This window comes from Prauserella oleivorans (assembly GCF_042685745.1).
Taxonomy (GTDB): Bacteria; Actinomycetota; Actinomycetes; order Mycobacteriales; family Pseudonocardiaceae; genus Prauserella_A; species Prauserella_A oleivorans.
Genome location: NZ_JBHUNT010000001.1, coordinates 288,653 through 314,358 on the forward strand (window position 1 = coordinate 288,653; position 25,706 = coordinate 314,358).

The window sequence follows — 25,706 nt, forward strand, 5'->3', positions numbered from 1 at the left end:
TGCCGGACGCCTCAGGGAAGGCTCGCGGCGCACGGTCCACGCCGTTTGCCGGCCGACGAACCACCACGAACGGCAGACACGGCGACCCTGACAGCGCACACGGCGACGCGAACGGCAGACACGGCGGCTACTTGCGCACCTCGAGAGTGCAGCACTTGGGCCCGCCACCGGCCTTACGGAGCTCGGAGACGTCGACGAACACCGGCTCGAACCCGCGCTCGGCCAGCCGGTCCGCGAGGGCGGTCGCCTCGACCGGCAGCACGACGTGGCGGCCGTCGGAGACGGCGTTGAGCCCGAAGCAGGCAGCGTCGTCGGCGTCGGCGATCACGGCGTCGGGAAACAGCCGTTCGAGCGCCCGCCGCGAGCCGCGGGAGAACGCGCCCGGGTAGTAGGCGATCTGCGCGGGCGCCGTCTCGGTGGCCTCGGCGAGGACGAACAGCGCGGTGTCGAGGTGGTAGTAGCGCGGGTCGACCAGGCGCAGCGACACCACGGGCACCCCGAGCGCCTCCTGCGCCTCGGCGTGCGCGGCCGGTTCGGTGCGGAACCCGGTGCCGGCGAGCAGCAGCCGCCCGGTCCAGGCCAAATCGCCCTCGGCCTCGTTGATGTGCCGGGGCATCGTGACGTCACGGAACCCGTGTTCGACGAACCAGCGCCGGAAGTGCTCGGCCTCGGCGGCGCGCTCCCGCGCCCGGAACCGCGCGCCGAGCACCTGGCCGTCGATGACGGTGCCGGAGTTGGCGGCGAACACCATGTCCGGAAGACCCGGCTCCGGCGGCACCTCGTCCACGGTGTGGCCGAGCTCGCGGTAGGTGTCCCGCAGGGCCGTCCACTGGCGCATGGCGAGCTCGGTGTCGACGGGACGGCTCGGATCCATCCAGGGGTTGATGGCGTAGTCCACGGCGAAGTACCGCGGCGGGCACATCAGGTAATGGCGGGGCGTCGGAACACGTACGGGCAGCTCGGTGTCCGTCATACTTCGAATGTAGATCCGCCCGGTCACGCAATCAATCGACGTTGATTGCGCAGTGGTGTGCTACTCATTGCGTGTGAACACTCTGGACCAGCGAATCGTTTCATGCCTCGTCGCGAACGCGCGCTCGAGCTACGCCGAGATCGGCAAGGTGGTGGGACTGTCGGCGCCCGCGGTCAAGCGCAGGGTCGACCGGCTGCTCGACGAGGGGGTGCTGCGCGGCTTCACGGCCGTGGTGGACCCGGAGGCGCTCGGCTGGGGCACCGAGGCGTTCGTGGAGGTCCACTGCCAGGGCAACGTTTCGCCCGCGCGCATCCGGGCACACCTGGAACCGTTGCCGGAGGTGGTCGCGGCGTACACCGTCTCCGGTGCCGCGGACGCGATCGTGCACCTGCGCGCGGCGGACATCCACCACCTCGAGGCAGCGCTGGAACGCCTGCGCGGCTTGGAGATCATCGACCGGACGGTGTCCACGGTGGTGCTGTCCACACTGCTGGAACGCTCGCCCCACCCGGCCGACTGATCCCACGCCGTGAGACCGTGAGCCTGTTACCCGGCGGTCACAGGTAAGCAGGATCACACCCCTGCACTCGCCCTGAAAACAACAAGTAATCTCGAAGTATTGAGCGCCGCGCGCGCTAGTCGTGAGAGAGGGATTTCCTGGCCCATGAGCACGAGTGCGAACGGCAGTGGCACGGGGGCCCTGTCGGCTACGCGTCCCACGGAGGTCAATCAGCTCGACCGCGTCGTGATCCGGTTCGCGGGTGACTCCGGCGACGGTATGCAGCTGACGGGCGACCGGTTCACCTCCGAGGCGGCGGCCTTCGGGAATGACCTGGCGACACTGCCGAACTATCCGGCGGAGATCCGCGCGCCGCAGGGCACCATCCCGGGCGTCTCGAGCTTCCAGGTGCACTTCGCCGACTACGACATCCTCACCCCGGGCGACCGGCCGGACGTGCTGGTGGCGATGAACCCGGCGGCGCTGAAGGCGAACCTGGGTGACGTGCCCAAGGGCGGCACCGTCATCGTCAACACCGACGAGTTCACCAAGCGCAACCTGACCAAGGTGGGCTACTCCTCGGACCCGCTCGAGGACGACACGCTCTCGGCGTTCGAGGTGCACCGGGTGGCGATGTCGACCCTGACGCAGGGTGCGCTCGCGGAGACCGGCCTCGGCAAGAAGGACGCCGAGCGCTGCAAGAACATGTTCGCGCTCGGCCTGCTGTCGTGGATGTACCACCGTCCGACGGAGGGCACCGAGGCGTTCCTGCGGGAGAAGTTCGCGAAGAAGCCGGAGATCGCCGAGGCGAACATCCTGGCGTTCCGCGCGGGCTGGAACTACGGCGAGACGACCGAGGCGTTCGGCACCACGTTCGAGGTGGCGCCGGCGAAGCTGCCCGCGGGCACCTACCGGCAGATCACCGGCAACACCGCGCTCGCCTACGGGATCGTGGCGGCCGGGCAACGCTCCGGGCTGCCGGTGCTGCTGGGCACGTACCCGATCACCCCGGCGTCGGACATCCTGCACGAGCTGTCCAAGCACAAGAACTTCGGCATCACCACGTTCCAGGCCGAGGACGAGATCGCCGGCATCGGCGCGGCGCTGGGCGCGGCCTACGGCGGCGCGCTGGGCGTGACCTCGACCTCCGGCCCGGGCATCGCGCTGAAGAGCGAGACGATCGGGCTCGGTGTGATGACCGAGCTGCCGCTGCTGGTCATCGACGTGCAGCGCGGCGGCCCGTCGACCGGGCTGCCGACCAAGACCGAGCAGGCCGACCTGCTGCAGGCGATGTTCGGCCGCAACAGCGAGTCGCCGGTGCCGGTGATCGCGCCGTGCTCCCCCGCCGACTGCTTCGACGCGGCGCTGGAGGCCACCCGGATCGCGCTCACCTACCGCACCCCGGTGCTGCTGCTCTCCGACGGCGCGATCGCCAACGGCTCGGAGCCGTGGCTGATCCCGAACGTGGACGAGTTGCCCGACCTGCGCGTGACGTTCGCGAGCGAGCCGAACGCCCCCGACGGCTCCGGCGAGCACTGGCCGTACGTGCGGGATCCGGAGACGCTGGCCCGCGAGTGGGCGGTGCCGGGCACCCCGGGTCTGCAGCACCGCATCGGTGGTCTGGAGAAGGCCGACGGCAAGGGCAACATCTCCTACGACCCCGACAACCACGACAAGATGGTGCGGCTGCGCCAGGCCAAAGTCGACGGCATCGACGTTCCCGATGTCGTGGTCGACGACCCGAGCGGCGGGCAGGCACGGGTGCTGGCGCTGGGCTGGGGTTCGACGTTCGGCCCGATCGGCGCCGCGTGCCGGCGGGTGCGCAAGAAGGGCCTGCCGATCGCTCAGGCGCACCTGCGCCACCTCAACCCGCTGCCGGGCAACCTCGCCGACGTGCTCGCCTCCTACGACCGCGTGGTCGTGCCGGAGATGAACCTCGGGCAGCTGGCGATGCTGCTGCGCGCGAAGTACCTCACCGACATCGAGTCCTACACCAAGGTCGCCGGACTGCCGTTCAAGGCCGAAGAGCTCGAAGGCGTCTTCACCGACATCATCACCAGCAGCGACAAGGAGGCCATCCAGTGACGGCCACCGACCTGGGTCTGCCCCGCATGGGCGGGCTCGACCTGGTCCCCAGCACCGACGAGCCGCAGAAGGCCAAGGACTACAAGTCCGACCAGGAAGTGCGCTGGTGCCCGGGCTGCGGCGACTACGTCGTGCTCAACACCATCCAGTCGTTCCTGCCGACCCTGGGCCTCAAGCGCGAGAACATCGTGTTCGTCTCCGGGATCGGCTGCTCGTCGCGCTTCCCGTACTACATGAACACCTACGGGATGCACTCCATCCACGGCCGCGCGCCCGCCATCGCGACCGGCCTGGCCACCACCCGGCCGGACCTGTCGGTGTGGGTCGTCACCGGTGACGGCGACGCGCTCTCCATCGGCGGCAACCACCTGATCCACGCCCTGCGGCGCAACGTCAACCTCAAGATCCTGCTGTTCAACAACCGGATCTACGGGCTGACCAAGGGCCAGTACTCGCCCACGAGCGAGCCGGGCAAGGTCACCAAGTCGACTCCGATGGGGTCGCTGGACACCCCGTTCAACCCGGTGTCGCTCGCGCTGGGCGCCGAGGCCTCGTTCGTCGGCCGCGCGCTGGACTCGGACAAGAAGGGCCTGACCGAGGTCCTCACCGCCGCCGCCCAGCACCGCGGCTCGGCGTTCGTGGAGATCTACCAGAACTGCCCGATCTTCAACGACGGCGCGTTCGACGTGCTCAAGGACTCCGACGAGGCCGCGCACCGGATCATCCCGCTGAAGGCGGGCGAGCCGATCCGATTCGGCCCCGACGGCGAGTACGGCGTCACCACCACCCGCTACGGCGGACTGGAGGTCGGCAAGGTCGCCGAGATCGGCGAGGACAACCTCGTCGTCCACGACCCGACCGTGCCCGACACCGCCTACGCCTTCGCGCTGTCCCGCCTCGGCGACCAGCACCTCAACCACACGCCGACCGGCATCTTCCGCCAGGTCAGCCGCGAGACCTACGACGACCAGGCCCGCGCCCAGATCGAGCAGGCCCGCCAGGCCAAGCAGCCCGACCTGCAGGCCCTGCTCACCGGCAAGGACACCTGGACGGTCTCGTAACGAGGGCAGCGAGCACAGAACACGACAAAGCCCCCATCGGTCTTCCGGACCGGTGGGGGCTTCGTCGTGTTCGTCGTGGGTGCTACCGGGTTGCCGGTCAGCCCAGTGGGCGGAAACCCACGCGCTCGGCATCGGCGGGCGTGCGGAACCAGACCTCGGCGACCATGCGCGGGTAGTGCGGGGAATCCTCCGTGCAGTACCGCAGCGCCGTCACGCTGGCCTTCACGGTGAACTCCTCGGAAGGGCTCGCACCGCCCGGCAGCGGCATGGCGGAGCCGGGACCGAAAGGCCCGGGGGGTGCCGAGTCGGCGCCCTCGTCCCGAACGGGCTCGGCGGCGGACGGCGGGGCGGGCTCGCGGGCAGGCGCGGGTCCGGCGCCGGGCGCGACGGTGGGTTCGAAGAGCGACCCGCTCTGCACGCCGGTGGTGTCGGGTTCCCGGCGGGTCACCGGCCGCATGGACGGCTGGATCGGCTTCGGCGGATCGAACCCGCCCGCGGGCTTCCTCGGCTGCCGCTTCGGCAGGACCTGAGTCTGGTTGACGGCGTCGTCGTCCGGCGTGGCGCCGGCCTCGCCGAACGCGTAGGCGGGAGGCGCGTCATCCGGCTCGGGCGTTTCCGCGGGCGGCGGTGTGGCCGGCCGCTCGGGCGGGGCCGTTTCCTGCGGCTCGTACGCCCCGGGTTCGAACAGGCTGCCCGACCGCTTTGGCTCCGGCTGCTCGGGTTCGGGGGCCGGATCCGGCAGCTGCCGAGGTTCGGTCGGCTGGAACGGCCCATCGGCGCGTGGCCCGCTGCGCATGGAGTCGTCCGGCGACAGCACCGATGCCACGTCGGGACGGTCCTGCTCCGCGTCCCACGGCTGCTCGGCGGGGTGGAGGTCGTCCTCCTCGACGGGCCGCTCCGGCTCGCCGCGTCGCGCCCGGTACTCCTCGAGGCTGTCGCGCTCCATCCACTCCGTGGGCCGGGTGATGTGCTGGGTCGTCTCCGTGTCGTCCGGCTGCTGCCCGGCGGGCACGAACCGGCGCGTCATCGGTGCCACGTCCTCGTCCGCGGGCTCGTCGGCCGAGGGCTTCGCCGACGGGGCCCGGGGTTCCGGCTCGGCCACCGGCGCCGGCTCGGACTCACTGGCCGCCAGTCTGCGCTCGAGCTCGCGGATGCGACGTTGTGCCGGTCGGACGAGGAAGAGCCAGGCCAGGAGCGCTCCCAGCACGAACGCGATCGCGCTGAACACCCATACCTGCCCGAAAATGGACATCGCTGCGCTGTCCTCTCTCAGTGGGTGCGGGCGACGAGGTAATCGGCGACCGATTCGCAGGCATCCCGCGCCGGAGACGGCGGCAGCGCCGCCAGCTCCGTCCTCGCGCGCCGAGCGTAGTCGGACAGGGTCTCCCGCGCGCGTTCCAGACCACGCGAGCGCCGCAGCAGTCCGAGCGCCTCGTCGACGAGCTCGTCGTCGGTGATGGGACCGCTGAGCAGTTCGGCCAGCCGCGGATCCGGGCGGTCCTCTGCGAGCTCGTAGAGCATCGGCAACGTGCGGACGCCCTCGCGCAGGTCGGTGCCCTGCGACTTGCCCAGCTCGGCCGAGGGTGAGTCGATGTCGATGATGTCGTCGGAGATCTGGAATGCGGTGCCGATGATCTCGCCGAACCGGCACAGCGCGTCGATGTACTCCTGCGGCGAGTTCGAGAGCATGCCGCCGAATCGGCCGGAGGTGGCGATGAGCGAGCCGGTCTTCTGCGCGATCACGCTCAGGTAGTGCTCGATCGGGTCCTCGCCCGGGCCGGGGCCGACCGTTTCCCGCATCTGCCCGGTGACGAGCTCGCCGAAGGTCTCCGCGATGATGCGGGCCGCGTCGGTGCCGAGATCGGCCACGAGACGTGAGGCGTGGGCGAACAGGAAGTCGCCGGTGAGGATGGCGACGGTGTTGTCCCAGCGGGCGTTGACGCTCTGCGCGCCGCGCCGCATGGTCGCCTCGTCCATCACGTCGTCGTGGTAGAGGGTCGCGAGGTGCACGAGCTCCACGGCCGCGGCCGCGGTGATCACCGACTCCCGGCCGCCGTTGCCGAACTGCGACGCCAGCAGCGTGAACAGCGGCCGGAATCGCTTGCCGCCCGCCTCCACCAGGTGCCGGGCCGCCTCGTTGACGGCCTGGACGTCACTGCGCACGACGTCACGCAGCACGTCCTCGACATCGCGCAACCCGGCGACGAGCTCCCGCAGGAGCTGCTCATCGGCGATCTGCAGCCCGACTGCAGCGCGCAACTCCTCGATGGCGCCATCACGCACTGACACGTCGTTCCGCCCTCTCGGCACTGGGTCACGGTCGCCACCAGCCTAATGGCAACCGTTGACGCGCCGATCACCCGCTCGACCTGCGCAGACGTGATGCTGCCGACACCGCCGCGCAAACGATTGCGCGGCGGTCGGCGCGGCCCCGCGCAGGTGCTTGGGCGGGTGGCCGCCGCCCGCGTCACGGGGTGTCCGGCGCGCCTCAGCCGAGCGCGAAGCCCCCGGCGCCCGCCCAGTCGAGAGCGAACGCGGGCAGCACCCCGAGCAGCAGGGTCACCACGACACCCAGCGTGATCGCCGCCGTGGTGAACGCCCCGGGAACGCTGACGGTCGGGCCCTCCGGTGCGGGCTCGGAGAAGTACATCAGCACTACGACGCGCAGGTAGAAGAACGCGGCCACGGCACTGAAGACCAGCGCGATCACCACGAGCGGAGCCATGCCGTCGGACAACGCCGCCGAGAACACCACGAACTTGCCGACGAACCCGCTCGTCAGCGGGATACCGGCCAGCGCCAGCAGCAGGAACGTGAACACCGCCGCCAGCAGGGGCGAGCGCTTCGCCAGGCCTGCCCACGCCGAGAGGTGCGTCGCCTCACCCGACGAGTCCCGCACCAGCGAGATCACGCCGAACGCCGCCAACGTCGTGAACCCGTAGGCGAGCAGGTAGAACAGCGTCCCGGACAGGCCGTCGTCGGTCAGCGCCATCGTGCCGACGAGCAGGAAGCCGGCGTGTGCGATCGAGGAGTAGGCGATCATGCGCTTGACGTCGGTCTGGGTGAGGCCGAGCACGGCACCGATCGCCATCGAGACGATCGCGACGGCCCACAGCACGCCGCGCCACTCCCAGCTGGTCGCCTCGAACGCGACCGTGAGCACCCGCAGCATCCCGCCGAACGCGGCGACCTTCGTGCAGGCGGCCATGAACGCGGTGATCGGGGTCGGCGCGCCCTGGTAGACGTCCGGGGTCCAGGTGTGGAACGGGCCGACCGAGCCCTTGAACAGCAGACCCACCATGAGCAGGCCGAGCCCGGCGAAGAGCAGCGTGTCCGACCGGTCGGTGCCCGCCGAGGCGTTGGCGATGTCGGCCAGCCGCACCGAGCCCGCGTAGCCGTACAGCATGGCCAGGCCGTAGAGGAAGAACGCGCTCGCGAACGCCCCGAGCAGGAAGTACTTGACAGCCGACTCCTGCGACAGCAGCCGCCGCCTGCGGGCGAGCCCGCACATGAGGTACAGCGGCAGGCTGAGCACCTCGAGCGCGATGAACATCGTGAGCAGGTCGTTGGCCGCGCAGAACGCCATCATGCCGCCGAGCGCGAACAACGCCAGCGGGAACACCTCGGTCTGCATGCCGGTGGAGCGGACCTGGGCCCGGTCCTGCACGGTGCCCGGCGCGATGCCCGCCTGCGCGACGAACGCGCCACCCGGCTCCACCGAACGGTCGGCGATCAGCAGCAGTGCCGCCACCGCGAGAGCCAGCAACGTGCCCCACAGGAACAGCGCGGGCCGGTCGACCGAGAGCGTGCCGCTCAGCGTGGTGATGCCCCGTTCCGGCGCGTCACCGGCGTAGGCACCGAGCGCGATACCCGCCGCGGCCAGCGCGGCCAGGCTCAGCACCACCTGGCCGGGCCACCGCTGCGGTTTGGGCAGGAACGCCTCGAACAGCACCCCGATGCAGGCGGCACCGAGGATGATGACCATCGGCAGGATGGCGGCCCAGTCGATGGCGGGCGCGTCGATGCGTTCCACCTGCTGCTGGACGAGATATACGTTCACGGCTGCTGGCTACCTTTCCTGCACCGCTGTGACGTCGTTGACTGTCGCTTCCACCGACGGGGTCACCGTGTCGAGCACCGGCTTCGGGTAGAGCCCGAGCCCGACGATCAGCACCACGAGCGGTGCGAGCACCGCGATCTCCTTGCCGGTCAGGTCCGGGATGGCCTTCTTCGCCCCGACCTCGGGAGCCACCGCGGTCCCCGGTCCGCCGCCGGCGCCCACGAGGGCGTCACCGCGCACCGGGCCGGTCATGATCCGCTGGTACAGCCACAGCACGTACGCCGCGGCCAGCACCATGCCGACCGTCGCGATCGTCGCGTACGCCGGCTCGGTCTCGAACGAGCCGAGCAGCACCAGGAACTCGCTGATGAACGAGTTGGTGCCCGGCAGCGACAATGTGGACAGACCGGCCACGAGCAGCATGCCGCCGAGGATCGGCGTCACCTTGGCCATGCCGCCGTAGTCGGAGATCCGGTTGGACCCGCCGCGGGCGGCGATGATGCCCACCACCAGGATCAGCATGCCGGTCGCGAGGCTGTGGTTGAGCATGTACGTCGCCGAGCCGGCCACCGACTGCGGCGTGAACGCGAAGATGCCCAGTGCGATGAATCCGAAGTGGGCGATCGAGACGTAGGCGACGAACCGTTTCATGTCCTGCTGCCCGGCCGCCAGGATCGAGCCGTAGAGCACGCCCGCGACCGCGAGCACGAGCACCAGCGGCGCCAGCCGGTCGCTGGCCTCCGGGAACATCGGCAGGCAGTAGCGCAGGAAGCCGAACGTGCCGACCTTGTCCAGCACGCCGACCAGCAGCACCGTGACCCCGATGGGCGCCTGGCTCGCGGCGTCCGGCAGCCAGGTGTGGAACGGCACGAGCGGCGCCTTGATCGCGAAGGCCAGGAAGAACCCGAGGAACAGCCAGATCTGCGTTTCCACCGGAGCGTCGCGGACAACGCTGACCAGCGTGGCCCAGTCGAACGTCCCCTCGCCGAGCTCGTCGGCGGCGAGCGAGTAGGCGCCGATGGCCGACGCCAGCATGATGAGCCCGCCCAGGAACGAGTACAGGAAGAACTTCACCGCCGCGTACTGCCGCCTCGGCCCGCCGTAGCCGCCGATGAGGAAGTACATCGGGATCAGCATGATCTCGAACAGGACGTAGAAGAGGAACACGTCGGTCGCCGCGAACACGGCGATCGTCAGCGCCTCCTGCACGAGGATCAGTGAGAGGAAACCTCCGGCGCTGCGCCCCTCGGGAAGCCTGTCCGTCGAGTGCAGCAGGCCGATGACCACCGGAACCAGCAGCGCGATGACGGCGATCATGACGAGCGCGATGCCGTCGATGCCGAACGAGATGTGGACGCCGAACGCCGGGATCCATTCCATCGACGACGCCTGCTGGATGCGTTCGCCACCGGGGTCGTAGCTCAGCCACAGGGGAACGACCAGCGCCAGTTCCACCAGGGACACCGCCACGGCGGTGAGCGTCGCGAGGCGGTCGTCGGCACGCAGCGCCGCGACCGCGAGCGCGCCCACGAGGGGCAGCAGGACGAGTGCGAGCAGCCAGGTCATGCGAACCTCACCATCAGCAGGGCGGCGACGATCAGGACTGACCCGCCGAGCATCGACAGCGCGTACGAGCGGACGAATCCGGTCTGGAGTCTGCGCAGGCGACCGGATCCGCCGCCGAGTGCGGCCGCGATCCCGTTGACTGCGCCGTCGACGCCCCGGTTGTCCAGGAACACCGCGAACCGGGTCAGCCAGAGGCCGGGCGTGGCGACGAGGGCCTCGTTGAGCGCGTTGCCGTAGAGATCCTTGCGGGCCGCCCGCACCGGCCAGGACACGTTCTGCGGCCGCTCGACGGAGGTTTCCCTGCGCCCGAACAGCAGCCACGCCAGACCGACACCGAGCGCGGAGATCAGCACGGTCAGCCACGGGATCAGGGCGTGCGGCAGCACGCCGTGCTCGCTGTGGGCGAGCTCGCCGACCGACGGCAGCAGGAACTCGGCGAGCGTGTCACCGGTGATCAGCAGCGCACCGGCAGCGACCGAGCCGACGGCGAGCACGATCATCGGCACGGTCATCACCGGTGGCGACTCGTGCGGATGGAACTCGCGGCCGTCCGCCGAGCGGGCCTCGCGCCAGCGTTCCTTGCCGAAGAACGTCAGCAGCACCAGCCGGGTCATGTAGAAGCCGGTGATCCCCGCCGCCAGCAGGGCCGCGCCGCCGAACACCCAGCCGCGCCAGCCTTCCTGGCCGAATGCGGCTTCGATGATCGCGTCCTTGGTGTAGAAGCCGGACAGGAACGGGAAGCCGATGATCGCGAGGTAGCCCAGCCCGAACGTCACGGCCGTGATCGGCATCCGCTTGGCCAGGCCGCCGAACTTGCGCATGTCGACCTCGTCGTTCATGGCGTGCATGACCGACCCCGCGCCGAGGAACAGCCCGGCCTTGAAGAAGCCGTGCGTCAGCAGGTGGGCGATGCCGAGCGCGTAACCGAACGGCCCGAGCCCCACCGCGAGCATCATGTACCCGATCTGGCTCACCGTGGAGTACGCGAGCACCTTCTTGATGTCGTCGTAGGCACAGCCGATGATCGACCCGAGCAGCAGCGTGAACGCACCGACGAGCGTGACCACGAGCCTGCCGTCCTCGGTGAGGTTGTAGATCGGCGCGGCGCGGGCGACGAGGTACACGCCCGCGGTCACCATGGTCGCGGCGTGGATGAGCGCCGACACCGGAGTCGGGCCCTCCATCGCGTCGGGCAACCACGCCTGCAGCGGGAACTGGCCCGACTTGCCACACGCGCCGAGCAGCAGAAGCAGCGCGATGGCGGTGACCACGCCCGGCGAGACGTCGCCGATGCCGGCGAACACCTCCGAGTACGAGGTGCTGCCGATGTGCTTGAACATCAGGAAGATCGCCAGCGCCAGCCCCACGTCCCCGACGCGGTTCATCAGGAACGCCTTCTTCGCCGCCGTGGCCGCCGACGGGCGGTCGGTGTACCAGCCGATGAGCAGGTACGAGGCCAGACCGACACCCTCCCAGCCGAGGTAGAGCGTCACGAAGCTGTTGCCCAGTACCAGCACCAGCATCGAGGCGACGAACAGGTTCAGGTACCCGAAGAATCGCCGCCGGCTCGCGTCCTCGGCCATGTAGCCGATCGAGTAGATGTGGATCAGCGCGCCGACACCCGTGATGAGCAGGACGAAGGTCACCGACAGCGGGTCGATGCGCAGTCCGAGGTCGACCTGCAGTGCCTCGACGGGAATCCACGAGTAGACCGTGGTGTCACTGGCCTCGGACAGCGACTCGCCGAAGAACAGCGCCAGGCCGTACACGAAGGACGCGATGACCGTCGCGCAGCCCAGCAGGTGCCCCCAGGCGTTGGTGCGGTTGCCGCCGACCAACAGGACGAGGGCGCCGAGCGCGGGAAACGCGATCAACAGCCACGATGATGCGATCACAGGAGCCGGCTCCTAGTACTTGAGGAGGTTGGTGTCGTCGATGGAGGCCGAGCGGCGGGTGCGGAAGATCGCCATGATGATCGCCAGGCCCACCACCACTTCCGCGGCGGCCACGACCATCACGAAGAACGCCATCACCTGACCGTTGATGTCGCCGTTGATGCGGGCGAAGGTCACCAGGCTCAGGTTCACCGCGTTGAGCATCAGCTCGATGCACATGAACACGACGATCGCGTTGCGCCGCACCAGCACGCCCACCGCGCCGATCGTGAACAGCAGCGCCGACAGCAACAGGTAGTACGTCGGTGTCATGGCCGCTCCTCCCCGTGGTCCGCGGTGTCCGGTTTCTCCGAGCCGACGAGCGCGTGGGCGTCCGGTTCCGGCGTCTCACCGGTGACCTGGCGCCGTTGCGCCTCCAGCCGCGCGGTCGGGGTGGACTCGATGAGCTCCGACAGCGACTCCGGCGCGATCGACCCGTCCGGCAGCAGCGCCGGCGTGGCGACGGAGTTCGACGTGGCGAACACGCCCGGCCCCGGTTTCGGCGAGGGCCGCTCGTACTCGCCGCGGAACCGCGCCACCACCAGCTCACGCTGGGAACGCCTGCCCGCCTTGGAATGCCGGTCGGTGAACCCGAGCACCATCGCCCCCATCGCGGCGGTGATGAGCAGTGCCGACGTCAGTTCGAAGGGGAACAGGTAATCGCTGAAGATCATCCGGCCGAGCCCGCCGGCGCCGCCACCCTCCTCTGTCCACGGGTTGAGCGGCTCCGCGGCCCCGACGTCGACGAACGCACGGGTGAGCGCCCCGGCCAGCACACCGGCCACGCCGATGCCGAGCACCGCCGCCGCCAGCCGTTGCCCCCGGAGCACCTCGACCACCGAGTCCGACGACTCGCGGCCCACCATCATCAGCACGAACAGGAACAGCATCATGATCGCGCCGGTGTAGACGATGATCTGCGTGAACCCGAGGAACGGCGCCTGCTGGACCAGGTAGAGCATGCCGAGCGAGAGCATCGTCAGCACGAGCCACAGCGCGGAGTGCACGGCGTTGCGCGCGAAGATCATGCCCAGCGCGCCCGCGACCGCGATCGGGCCGAGCACCCAGAACGCGACGGCCTCGCCGGTCGAGACGGTCGCCTGCGCGCCCGCCTGGGCGAGAACCAGCGAAGTCAGCGAACTCATTGCATCGCCTTCTCTTCGGACGTTTCGACGGTCTCGCCCGACGGCACGCCACGGTCGCGCGCGAGCTCCGGGCCGTTGACGTAGTAGTCCTGCTCGTCGTCACCGAGCCGCATCGGGTGCGGCGGCTGCTCCATGCCGGGCAGCAGCGGTGCGAGCAGGTCCTCCTTCGTCCAGATCAGCTTCTGCCGGTCGTCGTCGGCCAGCTCGTAGAAGTTGATCATCGTGAGGGACCGTGTCGGGCACGCCTCCACGCACAGCCCACAGCCGATGCAGCGGAGGTAGTTGATCTGGTAGTCCTTGCCGTACCGCTCACCCGGCGAGTACCGGGCCTCCTCCGTGTTGTCGCCGCCTTCGACGAAGATCGCATCCGCCGGGCACGCCCACGCGCACAGCTCGCAGCCGACGCACTTCTCCAGGCCGTCGGGATGCCGGTTGAGCTGGTGGCGGCCGTGGTAGCGCGGCGCGGCGGGCGCACCGATCTCCGGGTACTCCTCGGTGGCCACCTTCTTGAACATCATCCCGAAGGTGACGCCGAAGCCCTTGATCGGATCAAAGATCCCCATCGGAACCCTCCTTGGACGAGCCGAGCGCGGCCGGCTTCTTCTCCTCGGACTTCGCCTTGGCCCGCAGCGCCTTGCGGCGCGGCGTCGTGTCCGGGACCTTGAGGTCCAGCGGCGGAACGGGGTGGCCCCCACCGGTCAGCGGAGCCGAATCCTGCTGCGGCACCTGCTTCTCCGGGATGAGCAATGTCAGCAGAACGACCACCACGATGACGATGCCGCCGATGACGAGGATCTGTCCGGTGGAGACGTTGCCCTCGTTGCGGACCGCCCGGATCGTGGCGATGAGCAGCAGCCACACCAGGGCCGCCGGCACCAGGACCTTCCAGCCCAGCTTCATGAACTGGTCGTAACGGAACCGCGGCAGCGTGCCCCGCAGCCAGACGAACAGGAACAGCAGCCCGCCCATCTTGACGAAGAACCACAGCACAGGCAGCCAGCCCTGGTTCAGCGGCGAGTCGAGCCCCACGAACGGGAACATCCAGCCGCCGAGGAACAGCGTGGTCGCGAACGCCGAGACGATCGCCATGTTCGTGTACTCGGCGAGGAAGAACATGGCGAACTTCATCGAGCTGTACTCGGTGTGGAAGCCGCCGACCAGCTCGGACTCGGCCTCGGGAAGGTCGAACGGCGCACGGTTGGTCTCGCCGACCATCGAGATCAGGTAGATGAGGAAGCTCGGCAGCAGCAGGTAGAAGTACCAGCCGTTCTCCTGTGCCGCGACGATCCCGCTGGTGGCCATCGACTGCGCGTACAGCACGACGCCCAGGATCGCCAGCCCCATCGCGATCTCGTAGGAGATCACCTGCGCGGCCGACCGCATGCCACCGAGCAGCGGGTACGGCGAACCGGACGCCCACCCGGCGAGCACGATGCCGTAGACGCCGACCGACGCGCCCGCCAGGATGAGCAGCACGCTCACCGGCAGCTCGATCAGCTGCAGCACGGTCCGCTCACCGAAGATCGAGACCTCGGGACCGAACGGGATCGCGGCGAACCCGATCAGCGCCGGAACCACCGCGATCACCGGTGCGAGGAAGTACACCTTGCGGTCGGCGGTCTCCGGGATGACCTGTTCCTTGAACGGCAGCTTGATCGCGTCCGCGACGGACTGCAGCATGCCGAACGGGCCCACCCGGTTGGGGCCGGGCCGGTTCTGCATGCGGCCGACGATCTTGCGCTCGGCCACGATCATCACGACCGTGACCAGCGGGCCCACCAGCATGAGCACGACGGCCTTGAGCAGGATCAGCCACAGCGGGTCGTCCGCCAGCAGCTGGGCCCGGGTCAGGGGCTCCTGCGCCTGCGCGAGGAACGGCGTCAGCGTCGTGGACGTCACTGTGCACCTCCGGCCGCGATCGACACCACGGCACCGTGTCCCGCGCCGAGCGTGGCGCGGAGTTTCGACCCCGGCGAGTTCGCGGGCAACCACACCACGCCGTCCGGCAGGTCGGCGACCTCGACGGGTAGCGTGACCGAACCGCGGTCGGTGGAGACGGTGACCCGGCCGCCGAGTCCGTCCGCGGTGGCGCGCGACATCCGCGCCACCACCCGCCGGGCGGTGCCGGCGAGGTGCGGCTCGTCCATCTGCAGCGTCCCGGCGTCGAGCAGCTGCCGCCAGGTCGCCAGCACGGCCTGTCCGGGTCCCGGCGACGGGGCCGGCTCGTGCGGCACGTCGGGCGCGGTGACCGGGGTGCGCCGCATGCTCAGCCGCTCGAGGTCACCCGCGGCCGCGGCCGGGGTCTGGGTGAACAGGTCGGCGTCCATCTCCACGCCAAGGGTGTCGAGCACGCGGCAGTCCGGCAGCGCGCCCGTGCCCTCCAGCGTCACCGAGAACTCGCGGCGGCGGCCCTCCCAGTTGAGGAAGCTGCCCGACTTCTCGTCGATCGCCGCGATGGGCAGCACCACGTCGGCGTACTCCGTGACCGCGCTCGGCAGCATCTCCAGGCTCACCACGAAGCTCGCGGTCTCCAGCGCCCGGCGGGCCAGCTCCGGGTCCGGCAGATCGTCGACGTCGAGACCACCGACCAGCAGGCCGTCGAGGTCGCCAGCCTCCAGTGCGCGCAGGATTTCGCCGGTGTCACGGCCGGCCCGCGCGGGGATCGAGCCTTCCGGCAACTGCCACGCCCGTTCCACCTCGGCCCGCGCGTCCGCATCCGTCACGGCGCGGCCGCCCGGCAGCAGCGTGGGCAGAGCCCCGGCCTCGACGCCACCGCGCTCGCCCGCGCGGCGCGGGATCCACGCGAGCTGCGCGCCGGTCCGCTCCACCAGCCGGTGCAGTGCCGAGTACAGTCCCGGCACCTCCGCGGCCCGCTCGCCCACCAGCACGACGGCGCCGGGTTTGCGCAGCGCCTCGTCGACGTCCGGGGCGTGGTCCGCGATGCCCTCCACGGCACTCGCCTCGGCACCCGGCAGACAGGCCAGGAGCTCGCCGAACGTCTTGCTCACGGCGGGCGTACTCCACTGTCCGATGTGGACGACCTTGGCGCCGTGCTTGCGGGCGCCCTTGCGCAGGCGCAGGAAGACGGCAGGCGCCTCCTCCTCGGGCTCGAACGCCACACACAACACCAGCGGCGCGTGCTCCAGCGCGGTGAACGTGACCCCGTTGTCCGGCGTCGTCCCGACGACGTGGGTGGCGAGGAAGTCCAGTTCCTCCGCCGAGTGCGCCCGGGCGCGGAAGTCGATGTCGTTGGTGCGCAGGGCCACGCGGGCGAACTTGCTGTAGGCGTAGACATCCTCGACGGTCAGCCTGCCGCCCGGCAGCACGCCGGCACCCTTGCCGTCCCGGGCCTTCGCCAGTCCCTCGGCCGCGACCCGCAGGGCCTCCGTCCACGGAGCCTCCCGCAGCTCGCCGGTGGCCGGGTCACGGACCAGCGGCCTGCGGATCCGCTGCTCCGCCGTGGTGTAGCGGAAGGCGAACCGGCCCTTGTCGCAGATCCACTCCTCGTTGACCTCCGGGTCCTCGCCCGCGAGCCTGCGCATCACCTTGCCGCGGCGGAAGTCGGTGCGCTCGGCACACCCGGACGAGCAGTGCTCGCACACGCTCGGCGACGACACCAGGTCGAACGGCCGCGACCGGAACCGGTACTGCGCGCTCGTGAGCGCACCGACCGGGCAGATCTGGATGGTGTTGCCGGAGAAGTAGCTCTGGAACGGCTTGCCCGCACTCGTGTGCGAAGCCCGGTCGTACAGCTCGGCCGTCTCCGCCGTCCCGATCTGCTGGTGCGCGCCCCGCTCGAGCAGGTCGATGAACGGGTCGCCCGCGATCTGTGCCGAGAACCGCGTACAACGCTGGCAGAGCACACACCGTTCGCGGTCGAGCAGCACCTGCGTGGAGATCGGCAGCGGCTTCGGGAATGTACGCTTCTGGTCGCGGAACCGGGATTCCGGCCTACCGTGGGCCATCGCCTGGTTCTGCAGTGGACACTCGCCGCCCTTGTCGCAGATCGGGCAGTCGAGCGGATGGTTGATGAGCAGGAGCTCCATCACACCCTGCTGTGCCTTGTCCGCGACCGGCGACGTCTTCTGCGTCTTGACGACCATGCCGTCCGCGACGGTCATCGTGCACGACGCCTGCGGCTTCGGCATGGGCCTGCCGCCCATCTCCACCTCGACGAGGCACTGGCGGCACGCACCCGCCGGATCGAGCAGCGGATGGTCGCAGAATCGCGGAATGACCGTGCCCAGCCGCTCGGCGGTCCGGATGAGCAGCTCGCCCTTCGCAGCGATGACCTCCTCGCCGTCGATGGTCAGCTTGACGTAGCCCTCGGGTACCTCCACCTTGGGCTCTTCCGGCGCCATCGTCATGCCTTGGCTCCCACCAACTCGCGCTTGTTGCTCTCACACAGCGCCAGGAACTCGTCCCGGAAGTACTTGATGCCACTGGTGATCGGGCTGACCGCGCCGTCACCCAGAGCGCAGAACGACCGGCCGAGGATGTTGTCGCAGACATCGAGCAGCGTGTCGATGTCCTCCTCGGTGCCCCGGCCCTCGACCATGCGCTCGAGGATCTGCGCCAGCCAGTACGTGCCCTCCCGGCACGGAGTGCACTTGCCGCAGGACTCGTGCTCGTAGAACTGCGTCCACTTCATCACCGCCCACGGCACCGACACGGTCTCGTTGAACACCTGCACCGCCGTCGTACCGAGCATCGAACCCGCCTCGGCGGCGCCCTCGAAGTCCAGCGGGACGTCGAGGTGCTCCGCGGTGAACAGTGGGGTCGACGAACCGCCCGGCGTCCAGAACTTCAGCGGGATGCCGTCCTTCATGCCGCCGCAGAGCTCCAAGAGCTCCCGCAGCGTCGTGCCGAGCGGCGCCTCGTACTGGCCGGGCCGTTCCACGTGGCCGGAGATCGAGTAGATCTTCGGCCCCGGCGACTTCTCCCGCCCCATCTGGCGGAACCAGTCGGCGCCGCCGTTGACGATGTAAGGCACGCTCGCGATCGTCTCCACGTTGTTCACCGTCGTCGGCGCCGCGTACAGCCCGGCCGCGGCGGGGAACGGCGGCTTGAGGCGCGGCTGGCCACGGCGTCCCTCGAGCGAGTCGAGCAGCGCCGTCTCCTCACCGCAGATGTAGGCGCCCGCGCCCGCGTGCACCGTGATGTCGAGGTCGAAGCCGGTGCCGAGGATGTCGCGGCCGAGGTAGCCCGCGCCGTACGCCTCGCGCACCGCCGAGGTGAGCCTGCGGATCGGGTGCAGCGCCTCACCTCGTACGTAGATGAAGCAGTGGTGCGAGCGCATCGCGTACGCGGCGATGATGCAGCCCTCGATGAGCGAGTGCGGATCCGCCATCATCAGCGGAATGTCCTTGCACGTGCCCGGCTCGCCCTCGTCGGCGTTGATGACGAGGTAGTGCGGCTTGTCCTCGTTCGGCGGCATGAACGACCACTTGACGCCGGCCGGGAACCCCGCGCCGCCGCGACCGCGCAGACCCGCGTCCTTGATGAGCTGCACCAGCTGTTCCGGGGTTCCGGCAAGTGCCTTGCGCAGCGCCGTGTAGCCCTCGAGCTTCTCGTAGGTCGACAACCGCCACGACTGCGGCGAGAGCCACCGCTTCGTCAGTACCGGGGTAATCGGATCCGCGCTCATTTCGCCTCCACAGCATCCATGCGGGACACCCTCCCCTGCTGTGGCGAAAAAGCGTGCCACAGCGGGGGCCCACCCCCGTCGGCTCCATGAGCAGGAAGAAGAGCAGTGTCGCTCATTTCGCCTCCACTGTGTCCTGCGGGACACCCGCACCCGTCGGCTCCATGAGCAGGAAGAAGAGCAGTGTCGCTCATTTCGCCTCCACTGTGTCCTGCGGGACACCCGCACCCGTCGGCTCCATGAGCAGGAAGAAGAGCAGTGTCGCTCATTTCGCCTCCACCTCGGGCAGCGGTACGTCCTCCGCCATCGCCGGCGCCGTCCAGCCCCGTTCCGCGGCCAGCTGAGCCCCGCGCAGCGTCTCGACGGCCTGCGACGGACCGTCGACGTCGATGCGGAACTGGTCGTCGTCCTCCGGAAAGAACCCGGCGAGCTGCCGCTCCACCGACTTGAAGTCCGACAGCGGCGCGCCGCGCGTCGGCGCCGGTTTCTCCCCGCGCCGCAACGAATCGACCAGCTCGACGGCCTTTTCCGGGGTCTGGTTGTCGTAGTACTCGTAGTTCACCTGCAGCACCGGCGCGAAGTCGCACGCGGCCAGGCACTCGGCGTGCTCCAGGGTGATCGAGCCGGGCTCGCCGGGCGTGCCCGCCGTCTCCTCGTGCCCCAGCGGTTTCCCGTCCTCGCCGAGGTGCTCGGCGAGCTGCCGGTAGATGGCGTCACCGCCGAGCGCCGCGCACAGGGTGTTGGTGCACACGCTCACCAGGTGCTCGCCGCACGGCTTGCGCTTGTACATCGTGTAGAAGGTGACGACCGCGCTGACCTCCGCCTCGGAGAGCCCCAGCTGCTCAGCGCAGAAGGCCACGCCTTCCTGGCTCACGTAGCCCTCCACCGACTGCACCAGGTGCAGCATCGGCAACAGCGCCGACCGCGACTGCGGGTAGCGCGCGATGATCTCCCTCGCCTGTGCCACGACGTCCGCGCCGAACGTCTCGGCAGGCGGCTCGTCGGTGAGCATGCCTTCCTCTCGTACCGGCGAGATCGCCATGACGTCGACGTCCTCGCCGGCCGCGGCGTGCGTCCGCTCGGCAGGATCGCGCCCGGGCTTCGGCGTCGGCGACGGCTGCTGCGACGGTGTGGTCATCGGTCCACTCCCCCCATCACCGGGTCGATCGAGGCGATGGCCGCGATGACGTCCGCGACCAGGCCGCCCTCCGCCATCGCCGGCATCGACTGCAGGTTCACGAAGCTCGGCTCCCGCACGTGCACCCGCAGCGGCCGGGTGCCCCCGTCGGACACGAGGTGGAAGCCCAGCTCGCCCCGCGGCGACTCCACCGGCGAGTACACCTGGCCTGGCGGCACGCGAAAGCCTTCGGTGACGAGCTTGAAGTGGTGGATGAGCGACTCCATCGACTGGCCCATGATCTTGCGGACGTGTTCGAGCGAGTTGCCCATGCCGTCGCTGGAGATCGACAGCTGCGCGGGCCAGGCGATCTTGCGGTCCTCCACCATCACCGGGCCCGGCTCCAGCTTGTCCAGCACCTGCCGGACGATCCGCAACGACTGGTGCATCTCCTCGACGCGGATGAGGTAGCGCGCCCAGCAGTCCGCCTCGGTCGAGGTCGGCACGTCGAACTCGAACTCGTCGTAACACGAGTAGGGCTCGACCTTGCGCAGATCCCACGGCAACCCGGCCGAACGCAGCACCGGGCCGGTCACGCCGAGCGCGATGCACGCGTCGAGCGGGAGGTAGCCGACGCCCTTGAGCCGGTTGCGCCAGATCGGCTGGCCGGTGAACAGCTTGTCGTACAAGGGAAGCCGCTCGTCCATCACCTTGCAGAACGCGGTGACCTTCTCGTGGAAGTCGGCCGGCATGTCCTGCGCGAGCCCACCGGGCCGGATGAACGCGTGGTTCATGCGCAGTCCGGTGAGGTGCTCCAGCAGGTGCAGCACCTCCTCGCGCTCCCGGAATCCGAGCGTCATCGCCGTGGTGGCGCCCAGTTCCATGCCGCCGGTGGCGATGTAGACGAGGTGGGAACCGATGCGGTTGAGCTCCATGAGCAGCACCCGCAGCAGCTGGGCCCGGCGCGGCACCTCGATGCCGAGCAGCTTCTCGACGCCCAGGCAGTAGCCCATCTCGTTGAACAGCGGCGAGAGGTAGTCCATGCGGGTCACGAACGTGACGCCCTGCGTCCACGTCCGGTACTCGCAGTTCTTCTCGATACCGGTGTGCAGGTAGCCGATGACCGACCGCAGCTGCGTGACGGTCTCGCCCTCCATCTCCAGCACCAGCCGGAGCACGCCGTGCGTCGACGGGTGCTGCGGGCCCATGTTGATGACCATGCGCTCGTCGTGCGTGGCGTCGGAGAGGACATCGTCCCAGTCGCCGCCGGAGACCGTGTAGACGCGGCCCTCGGTGGTCTCCCGGTGCTCGGCGTAGCGGGCGCGCTCGGCACTGGCACTGCCCTCGGGTGTGGTGTCGGTGCCGGTCGTCGCGTCGGCGATGCGATCGCTTGTGGTCATGAGTACGACCTCCGCTGATCGGGCGGCGGGATCTCCGCGCCCTTGTACTCCACGGGAATCCCGCCGAGCGGGTAGTCCTTGCGCTGCGGGTGCCCGTCCCAGTCGTCGGGCATGAGGATGCGGGTCAGTGCCGGGTGACCGTCGTAGACGATCCCGAACATGTCCCACGCCTCCCGCTCGTGCCAGTCGGCCGTCGGGTAGACCTCCACAATGGACGGAACGTGCGCGTCGTCCACATCGAGCGTCACTTCGAGCCGGATCCGCCGCCGGTACGTCATCGACAGCAGGTGGTACACGGAGTGCAGCCGCTGCGGAACGTCCTCCCCGTAGTCCACACCGGACACCGAGGTGCACATCTCGAAGCGCAGTCCGGGATCGTCGCGCAGCACCCGGCAGATGGCGACCAGGTGCTCCCGGTCCACGTAGAAGGTGATCTCGCCGCGGTCCACGGTCACCTGCTGGATCGCCTCGGCCGGGATCCCGTTGTCGGCCAGTGCCGCGTAGAACTCGTCGGCGAACTCGTCGAACCACCCGCCGTAGGGACGTTCCGCCGGCGGTGGCGAGTAGGCGGGAAGCCGCAGGCCGCCGTAGCCGGACGTGTCGCCGGGCCCGGACACACCGAACATGCCCTTGCGCTCGCGCCCCGCGATCACCGGCTCCGCGGGCCGCGCGGGTTCGGAACCGCGCGGTTCGAGTCCGGACTCCGGGCGGTCGGCGCTCGACTGCTCGCCGCCCGGTTCCGGGTGCCCTGCACCGTTGTTCTCTGGGCCGTTCTCAGTCATCGTCGACCTACTTCTTCGCGTACTTGACGGACGACGGGACGATTTCGGTCCGCGCCCCGCTCTCCGCCCGCAGCTGGGCGCGGCGCGCGTTCAGCGGCTCGTCCTGGATCTTGGCGTGCAGCTTGAGAATCGCGTCGAGCAACATCTCCGGCCGTGGCGGGCAGCCCGGCAGGTACATGTCGACGGGCACGATGTGGTCGACACCCTGCACGACGGCGTAGTTGTTGAACATGCCGCCGGACGACGCGCACACGCCCATCGCCAGCACCCAGCGAGGCTCGGCCATCTGGTCGTAGATCTGCCGCAGGACCGGAGCCATCTTCTGCGTCACCCGGCCGGCGACGATCATGAGGTCGGCCTGCCGCGGGGTGGCGCTGAAGCGCTCCATGCCGAACCGCGCGATGTCGTAGCGGGACCCGCCCGTGGTCATCATCTCGATGGCACAGCACGCGAGCCCGAACGTGGCGGGCCACAGCGAGTTCTTGCGCGCCCAGTTGACCACGCTTTCCAGCTTGGCCAGCAGGATTCCGTTGGGGAGCTTCTCCTCGATGCCCATGACCTCAGTTCCAATCCAGGCCGCCGCGCCGCCACACGTAGAAGTCGGCGATGAAGAACGTCGAGATGAACAGGGCGACCGCCGCGAGTCCCCACAGGCCCAGGGCATCCGCCGACACCGCGTACGGGAAGAGGAACACCATCTCGATGTCGAACAGGATGAACAGCATCGCCGTGATGTAGTAGGCGACGGGCATCCGGCCCGAGCCGACGAGCGGCTGCGGTGACGGTTCGATGCCGCACTCGTACGCCGAGACCTTGGCCTTGTTGTAGCGGCTGGGACCGACGAGCGGGCCCAGCAACACGGAGAACACCGCGAAGGCGAGCGCGAGCACGATCAGAAGCACCAACGGCAGGTAGATACCGATGCCGGCTTCCTCGCCCTGTGCCAGCACCACCCCTGCCGAGGCAACCGAGGAGTTCACTGCGGCACCATCCTTTCCGCGCCGCTGCGTATCGGACGTGTGTTCTGTGCAACTGCTGGCGGCACACTAAGGGATCTAGCTCACACCGCCTTGGGTTAGGACACCCTTACACCACGTGTTCATCCACCTCTGTCACCGCTGCCAGCCCGTTCGTTGCTTGTGAAACACTTCACAATCTCCTCTGCGCGGTTGTGAAGCGGTTCACAAAGCATGGCGCCAGTGTAGGACGCGAGTCACACGCTTGTCGCTAGTCCTGGTGGTATAAGGGCACCCTAAGTTGACGCGTGCACACACGGCCACGCACCGTGGCCACAACCCGCACTACCTGCGCAAAAACGATCTCCGGACAATCCGGACCCGTCGAGTACGACTGTACTGTGAGCTATCCCACGTTCAGGCGCTCGGCGTGACGCGCGCCAGCAGCGAGATCAGCCGGTCGACGCCGTCGCCGCCCTTCGCGTCGTAGCAGCCGGACAGGCCCTTGTAGACGAGCGGGATGATCGCGTCGATCCGCAGCCCGTACTTGGTCGCCGCGCGCATGATCTTCGGCTTGCCGATCAGCTTGGCGAACACGTTGCCGAGCCGGTAGTAGCCGCCCATGAGCTCGGACAGCGCGCGTGGATAGCCGGCGAGCGCCCGCTCGCGCGACGGACCCTCGGGCCGCGCGAGCGCCTGCAGTACGTGCTCCGCCGCGAGCTGCGCCGACTCCATGGCCGCCGAGATGCCCTCGCCGTTGAACGGGCTCACCATCCCGCCCGCGTCACCGAGCAGGAGCATGCCGTCGCGGTAGTGGGGCGTGCGGTTGAAGCCCATGGGCAGGCCGGCACCGCCGATGCGGCCGACGGCGTTCTCCTCGCGGTAGCCCCATTCCTCGGGAGTGGAGTCGAGCCACGACCGCAGCAGCGCCCGGTAGTCGATGTTGCGGAACGACGCCGAGGTGGACAGCATCCCGAGCCCGACGTTGACGGTCCCGTCGCCGAGCGGGAACGCCCAGCCGTAGCCCGGCAACAGCTTCGGCTCACGCGGGTCGCGCCGGTCCCAGAGCTCCAGATGCCCCTCGATGTAGTCCTCGTTGTGCCGCGGGCTCTTGTAGTAGCGGCGCACGGCGACACCCATCGGCCGCTTGTCGTCCTTCTCGATGCCGACCGACAGCGCCAGCCGCGCCGACACGCCGTCACAGGCGAGGACGAGCGGCGCGCGATAGGTCACCGGGCGCTTGTCCGGGCCTGCCTTGCCCTCGACGCCCACGACGCGACCGGTCCGTTCGTCGGTGATCGCGCCGGTGACCGTGGTGCGTTCCTGCAGCCGCGCGCCCGCCTTGACGGCCGTCTTGGCGAGCAGGTCGTCGAAGTCGTGGCGCGTGCGGGAGACGCCGTAGGGCGGGTAACTCGTGAGCTCGGGCCAGTCGAGCTGGAGCTGCAAATCGCCGGTGATGATGCGCAGGCCCTTGCTGTACGTCCAGCCCGCCTCGGGGCTCAGATCGAGGCCGAGGTCGATGAGCTGTTTCACGCCGCGCGGCGTGAGGCCGTCGCCGCAGACCTTCTCGCGCGGGAAGGTCGTCTTCTCGAGCAGCAGCACGTCCACGCCCGCGCGGGCGAGGTACGTGGCGGCGGTCGAGCCGGCGGGGCCGGCTCCGACGACGATGACCTCGGCGTCCTGAGTCATGCTTCGAGTTCACCACGACCGTGGGCGGCGTGTCGCTCGGGGGTGCGAGGTGCCGATCCCGCTCAGGACGGCGCCGGAGCCGTCGGCTTGCGGGCGCGGTGGACGGCGACGACGCCGAAGGTGAGGTTCAACCACTCCACCTGGGTCCAGCCCGCCGACGCGATGATCTCGCCGAGAGTGCGCTGGTCGGGCCACGTGAGCATCGACTCGGCGAGGTAGCCGTAGGCGTCGGGGTTGGAGGAGGCGCGGCGGCCCAGCCACGTCATCGTCCGCAGGATGATCTTGCGGTAGACGAAGCGGATCGGCGCGAAGGTCGGGGTCGACACCTCACACACCACGAGCCGGCCGCCGGGACGCACGACGCGCAGTATCTCGGCGAGCGCGGCCTTGGTGTCGACGAAGTTGCGGATGCCGAACGAGATGGTCGCCGCGTCGAAGCTGTCGTCCGCGAACGGCAGACGCAGCGCGTCGGCGGCCACCATCGGCACGCCCCGGTGCAGGCCGCTGCGGAGCATGCCGAGGGAGAAGTCGGCGGCCACGCACCACGCGCCGTTGCGAGCGTACTCCTGGGTGGACACGCCGGTACCGGCGGCGAGGTCGAGCACCCGCTCCCCCGCGCGGGCGTCGAGCGCCTTGGCCGTCGTGATGCGCCAGCGCCGGTCGAAGCCGAACGTCATCACGGAGTTCGCGCGGTCGTAGCCTGCCGCGACTCCGTCGAACATGGCGGCTACTTCGCGAGGATCCTTGTCGAGGCTCGCTCGGGACATGCCAAGAGAGTAGCCGTGACGGGACGCG

General features: G+C 69.4%; 22 protein-coding genes. 3 read left to right on the forward strand and 19 right to left on the reverse strand.

What is annotated here, in order from left to right; all coding sequences use genetic code 11:
* Positions 1–127 precede the first annotated feature (127 nt).
* Positions 128–973 carry a dimethylargininase gene (gene ddaH / locus ACFSZT_RS01360; protein ID WP_377387474.1) on the reverse strand — a complete coding sequence of 282 codons (846 nt, stop codon included), beginning with the start codon at positions 971–973 and terminating at the stop codon, positions 128–130.
* A 73-nt stretch (positions 974–1,046) separates the two neighbouring features.
* On the opposite strand from ddaH, the gene ACFSZT_RS01365 reads away from it, so the two are divergent.
* The 3 genes from ACFSZT_RS01365 (at position 1,047) to ACFSZT_RS01375 (ending at position 4,618) form a co-directional block, all read left to right on the forward strand.
* Positions 1,047–1,493 (forward strand): Lrp/AsnC family transcriptional regulator, encoded by a 447-nt coding sequence (locus ACFSZT_RS01365; RefSeq protein ID WP_377387477.1) that lies wholly within the window; start codon positions 1,047–1,049, stop codon positions 1,491–1,493.
* A gap of 144 nt (positions 1,494–1,637) precedes the next feature.
* Positions 1,638–3,557: a 2-oxoacid:acceptor oxidoreductase subunit alpha gene (locus ACFSZT_RS01370; RefSeq protein ID WP_377387480.1), complete on the forward strand. Its 1,920-nt coding sequence runs from the start codon at positions 1,638–1,640 to the stop codon at positions 3,555–3,557.
* Positions 3,554–4,618 carry a 2-oxoacid:ferredoxin oxidoreductase subunit beta gene (locus tag ACFSZT_RS01375; protein WP_377387483.1) on the forward strand — a complete coding sequence of 355 codons (1,065 nt, stop codon included), beginning with the start codon at positions 3,554–3,556 and terminating at the stop codon, positions 4,616–4,618. The genes ACFSZT_RS01370 and ACFSZT_RS01375 overlap by 4 nt, the downstream gene beginning before the upstream one ends.
* Positions 4,619–4,715: 97 nt before the next feature.
* On the opposite strand, the gene ACFSZT_RS01380 is transcribed toward ACFSZT_RS01375, so the two are convergent.
* The 18 genes from ACFSZT_RS01380 to ACFSZT_RS01465 all read right to left on the reverse strand — a co-directional run bounded on the left by ACFSZT_RS01380 (position 4,716) and on the right by ACFSZT_RS01465 (position 25,678).
* Positions 4,716–5,870, reverse strand: coding sequence for a sunset domain-containing protein (locus tag ACFSZT_RS01380; protein ID WP_377387486.1), 1,155 nt, complete (start codon positions 5,868–5,870; stop codon positions 4,716–4,718).
* Between the two features lie 17 nt (positions 5,871–5,887).
* Complete coding sequence (locus ACFSZT_RS01385) at positions 5,888–6,907, reverse strand: polyprenyl synthetase family protein (protein WP_377387489.1); 1,020 nt, start codon at positions 6,905–6,907, stop codon at positions 5,888–5,890.
* A 199-nt stretch (positions 6,908–7,106) separates the two neighbouring features.
* A complete protein-coding gene (gene nuoN / locus ACFSZT_RS01390; RefSeq protein ID WP_377387492.1) occupies positions 7,107–8,678 on the reverse strand; it encodes an NADH-quinone oxidoreductase subunit NuoN in 1,572 nt (523 codons plus the stop codon).
* Between the two features lie 9 nt (positions 8,679–8,687).
* The gene (locus ACFSZT_RS01395; protein WP_377387495.1) at positions 8,688–10,244 is read right to left on the reverse strand and encodes an NADH-quinone oxidoreductase subunit M; all 1,557 of its coding nucleotides are present in this window, start codon (positions 10,242–10,244) and stop codon (positions 8,688–8,690) included.
* A complete protein-coding gene (gene nuoL / locus ACFSZT_RS01400) occupies positions 10,241–12,139 on the reverse strand; it encodes an NADH-quinone oxidoreductase subunit L (protein ID WP_377387498.1) in 1,899 nt (632 codons plus the stop codon). Before nuoL ends, ACFSZT_RS01395 begins: the two co-directional genes overlap by 4 nt.
* 12 nt (positions 12,140–12,151) lie before the next feature.
* The gene (gene nuoK, locus ACFSZT_RS01405; RefSeq protein ID WP_377387501.1) at positions 12,152–12,451 is read right to left on the reverse strand and encodes an NADH-quinone oxidoreductase subunit NuoK; all 300 of its coding nucleotides are present in this window, start codon (positions 12,449–12,451) and stop codon (positions 12,152–12,154) included.
* Positions 12,448–13,323, reverse strand: a complete 876-nt coding sequence (locus ACFSZT_RS01410) for an NADH-quinone oxidoreductase subunit J (RefSeq protein ID WP_377387504.1) — start codon at positions 13,321–13,323, stop codon at positions 12,448–12,450. The genes nuoK and ACFSZT_RS01410 overlap by 4 nt, the downstream gene beginning before the upstream one ends.
* Positions 13,320–13,886, reverse strand: coding sequence for an NADH-quinone oxidoreductase subunit NuoI (gene nuoI / locus ACFSZT_RS01415; protein ID WP_377387507.1), 567 nt, complete (start codon positions 13,884–13,886; stop codon positions 13,320–13,322). The genes ACFSZT_RS01410 and nuoI overlap by 4 nt, the downstream gene beginning before the upstream one ends.
* Complete coding sequence (gene nuoH, locus ACFSZT_RS01420; RefSeq protein ID WP_377387823.1) at positions 13,873–15,207, reverse strand: NADH-quinone oxidoreductase subunit NuoH; 1,335 nt, start codon at positions 15,205–15,207, stop codon at positions 13,873–13,875. The genes nuoI and nuoH overlap by 14 nt, the downstream gene beginning before the upstream one ends.
* A gap of 11 nt (positions 15,208–15,218) precedes the next feature.
* Positions 15,219–17,690, reverse strand: a complete 2,472-nt coding sequence (locus ACFSZT_RS01425; RefSeq protein WP_377387510.1) for an NADH-quinone oxidoreductase subunit G — start codon at positions 17,688–17,690, stop codon at positions 15,219–15,221.
* The gene (gene nuoF / locus ACFSZT_RS01430) at positions 17,687–18,970 is read right to left on the reverse strand and encodes an NADH-quinone oxidoreductase subunit NuoF (protein ID WP_377387513.1); all 1,284 of its coding nucleotides are present in this window, start codon (positions 18,968–18,970) and stop codon (positions 17,687–17,689) included. The genes ACFSZT_RS01425 and nuoF overlap by 4 nt, the downstream gene beginning before the upstream one ends.
* Before the next feature lie 262 nt (positions 18,971–19,232).
* Positions 19,233–20,105, reverse strand: a complete 873-nt coding sequence (nuoE, locus tag ACFSZT_RS01435) for an NADH-quinone oxidoreductase subunit NuoE (protein ID WP_377387516.1) — start codon at positions 20,103–20,105, stop codon at positions 19,233–19,235.
* A complete protein-coding gene (locus ACFSZT_RS01440; protein ID WP_377387518.1) occupies positions 20,102–21,484 on the reverse strand; it encodes an NADH-quinone oxidoreductase subunit D in 1,383 nt (460 codons plus the stop codon). The genes nuoE and ACFSZT_RS01440 overlap by 4 nt, the downstream gene beginning before the upstream one ends.
* Positions 21,481–22,266 carry an NADH-quinone oxidoreductase subunit C gene (locus ACFSZT_RS01445; RefSeq protein WP_377387521.1) on the reverse strand — a complete coding sequence of 262 codons (786 nt, stop codon included), beginning with the start codon at positions 22,264–22,266 and terminating at the stop codon, positions 21,481–21,483. The genes ACFSZT_RS01440 and ACFSZT_RS01445 overlap by 4 nt, the downstream gene beginning before the upstream one ends.
* 7 nt (positions 22,267–22,273) lie before the next feature.
* Positions 22,274–22,822, reverse strand: coding sequence for a NuoB/complex I 20 kDa subunit family protein (locus ACFSZT_RS01450; protein WP_377387524.1), 549 nt, complete (start codon positions 22,820–22,822; stop codon positions 22,274–22,276).
* A 4-nt stretch (positions 22,823–22,826) separates the two neighbouring features.
* Positions 22,827–23,246 carry an NADH-quinone oxidoreductase subunit A gene (locus ACFSZT_RS01455; RefSeq protein WP_377387527.1) on the reverse strand — a complete coding sequence of 140 codons (420 nt, stop codon included), beginning with the start codon at positions 23,244–23,246 and terminating at the stop codon, positions 22,827–22,829.
* Between the two features lie 393 nt (positions 23,247–23,639).
* Positions 23,640–24,911 (reverse strand): geranylgeranyl reductase family protein, encoded by a 1,272-nt coding sequence (locus ACFSZT_RS01460; RefSeq protein WP_377387530.1) that lies wholly within the window; start codon positions 24,909–24,911, stop codon positions 23,640–23,642.
* A 62-nt stretch (positions 24,912–24,973) separates the two neighbouring features.
* The gene (locus tag ACFSZT_RS01465) at positions 24,974–25,678 is read right to left on the reverse strand and encodes a demethylmenaquinone methyltransferase (protein ID WP_377387533.1); all 705 of its coding nucleotides are present in this window, start codon (positions 25,676–25,678) and stop codon (positions 24,974–24,976) included.
* Between the last annotated feature and the right edge of the window lie 28 nt (positions 25,679–25,706).